This is a genomic window from Mariprofundus micogutta (genome assembly GCF_001895085.1).
Taxonomy (GTDB): Bacteria; Pseudomonadota; Zetaproteobacteria; order Mariprofundales; family Mariprofundaceae; genus Mariprofundus; species Mariprofundus micogutta.
Genome location: NZ_BDFD01000044.1, coordinates 1 through 2,564 on the forward strand (window position 1 = coordinate 1; position 2,564 = coordinate 2,564).

Annotated in this window: 3 protein-coding genes and 1 tRNA gene; 2 read left to right on the top strand and 2 right to left on the bottom strand. The window is 41.6% G+C overall.

Features of this window, described 5'->3' with window-relative positions; genetic code table 11:
* The first annotated feature begins 231 nt into the window (after nt 1-231).
* Both MMIC_RS12315 and MMIC_RS12320 read left to right on the top strand, forming a co-directional pair.
* A complete protein-coding gene (locus MMIC_RS12315; RefSeq protein ID WP_227819514.1) occupies nt 232-636 on the top strand; it encodes a peptidoglycan-binding domain-containing protein in 405 nt (134 codons plus the stop codon).
* A gap of 159 nt (nt 637-795) precedes the next feature.
* Nucleotides 796-880 (top strand) — tRNA-Leu (locus MMIC_RS12320).
* A gap of 120 nt (nt 881-1,000) precedes the next feature.
* On the opposite strand, the gene MMIC_RS12325 is transcribed toward MMIC_RS12320, so the two are convergent.
* Nucleotides 1,001-1,654, bottom strand: coding sequence for an Arm DNA-binding domain-containing protein (locus tag MMIC_RS12325; protein ID WP_072660765.1), 654 nt, complete (start codon nt 1,652-1,654; stop codon nt 1,001-1,003).
* Between the two features lie 703 nt (nt 1,655-2,357).
* A partial coding sequence (locus MMIC_RS12330; protein WP_143144961.1) for an IS3 family transposase occupies nt 2,358-2,564 on the bottom strand: 207 nt, incomplete at its 5' end.

Genomic DNA, 2,564 nt, shown 5'->3' on the forward strand with positions numbered 1-2,564 from the left:
TTAATGTGCTTCATGGCCTGAGTTCTCCGTTCTGTGAATTTGCTGTCTGGATAACTACAAATTTACCATAATCGTTGGGAATTCAGGCCTGTTTTCTTGCTGCTAATTCCTTAACCGGACAGCAGTGTATAATCAAAAAGAATGGAATCATTGTGTTTGGTTTTGTAAATAATTCAATGTTGTATGGTTATTGTTCATAACTATGATGCAGAAAACAATCTGGAGTTGTTTATGAATAAAAGGAATCCCGGTAAAAAACTGAAAATATTTATGCGTGGTAAATCTGTCAGCACACTTCAGACGCAGCTAACTCAGCGTGGATTTTCTATTACGGACATAAAAGGCGTATTCGGGCCTTCAACGCGTGACGCCGTTAAATCGCTCCAAACACAGTTTTCTCTGCAGCCCACAGGCATCGTTGATGATGCATTCCGGCAAGCTGTTGGCCAGCAACAGGCTGATGTAAGCACACAAACTGAAAGTATTAAGCGATCAAGCCACTCAGATTCAGACAAAAAGCTGGATAACCTCATCCAATTACTGCTTAGAAAAGGCATCATCGAACAGCGGGAATTAGATTCACTGCTCAACAATAATCCTGATGATGAACTACCCGCTAAGCCTTTGTTTTTATAGTATTTATTTCCCCTGCCTCATAATAACCTAGTGTATTTATCAGGTTTAAAGGGTTATAGAGATCGTTTTTAAAAGCTCTTGCAGAGCTCACTCTTATTAATACTGAATCAAGATCACAACTTGACACCGTTTGGTGCCCTTCTAACATGCCCGCCACATGCCGAAGTGGTGGAATTGGTAGACACGCTACCTTGAGGGGGTAGTGGAGCAATCCGTGCTGGTTCGAGTCCAGTCTTCGGTACCATATTAGAGTATAAAAACACCTCATAAGAGCCTGTAAACCTAGTGTTTGCAGGCTTTTTTGTGGGTAAGCCCATCAAATCAAATGCTTCGAATAACAGGGTAAGGGGGGGGGTATCCCCCCCTATTCCTTCTCTTTCATCACTTCTGCTTCGGCTCGCTTAATTCCCGGTATCCACATACGACCATGCACTGCATCAAAACCGAACTGCGTCAGATAAATGCCCCATAACGCTCCAGCTTTTAGATCTATAGCCTGTTGTTCATATAACCATGCAAGATCTGTACGCAACCTGTCAAAAGACAAATAGTATCCATTTGACTCCAGCATAGGCTGAAGGGCTGCTTCGTTTGTTGTGAATGCATGTGAAGCTGCAACTGCTTGCAGAATAGACAAGCGACGAAGCTCAATCTCTTCCTGTTCAATTCGATTTAATGCTTTCGGACGGTGCACGACCTCAACTGCAGTTGATGCAGTTTGTACCTGGCTGGCAGCTTTCAGCTCAATCCGTTCCTGTTTCCTTATCTCACCAGGATCAATGTTTTGCGCCAACAATTCCTTGGCGGACTCCCGTTTTTGACGAGCTTCTTCAAGGCTAACTGCCGGATACACGCCAAAGGCCAATGTCTTTTGTTTACCTTCAAAGCGGTATGCCAGCTTCCAGTATCGACCAGAAGATTTCACCAGCAAATAGAGACCACCGCCATCACTCACCTTAAATTGGTTTCTACCATGGGGTACTTTAGTAGCTTCAATTTGTTCGTCAGATAAAGCCAATACAGCCCCCGTGTTGGTTCTTATTAATGAAATAAAGAACCAACAAAAGAACCATCACTTATCAAATGGTGTAGTGTTGGTTCATGTGTTGGTTGTTAATGTATTTCAAAGGTTAATGCATGACAATGATTTTTAAAGAACCAACATAATGAATCATACAAAAAAGTAACCTTATTCAGATTTTGGCCACAGCCCTGAAAAGAAAAAAGCACTCACGTCTTAACGTAAGTGCTTAGTTGAATTGGTAACCTAGGGGAATGTAAAGGATCACCTAAAGCATTGATTGTAAAGGAAATGGTTAATTCGATCTAAATATATACCATCAAATATACCAACAAACTATAATCTACCTATATATATGATCTTATTATTTCCCTGACAAGAAACTTAACGTTCCTCTTCAGTATATCTCCTATACTCCTGCGTCACTATTTAATGCTCTTGATTCGATTGAAATTAAAAATTTATCGCAATGGGAACATACGGATCTGATATGTGAGAGATTTCCAATAACTGCATTAGTCATAGCATCCCACTTGTCAGGTTCCTTCTTTAATTTACCACCAGGAAACTTAAGGGTTACTGGTAGGCTTCCGCTTCCATTCATCCGGTTTAGTTCATCTTCAGGTTCTATCTCTTCAGGGTTATCTATACTGGTGTCAAACCCAGCAACCAACCATGCCTCTGGGGTTCTACCCCATTTCTACGGACGGTTTAAAAACGATGTAAACCTTATATCTTGAGCAGCTAGTCTGCGCCGCATTCTTGGATTATGGAACCTTCCCAAATAATCAAAAATATCTGCTCTTGCCTCATCCTGTGTGCAATACAAGCGATGATGAACCCTTTCTCGCTTTAGCATGCCAAAGAACCCTTCACAGGCTGCATTATCACCACAGTGGCCAACCCA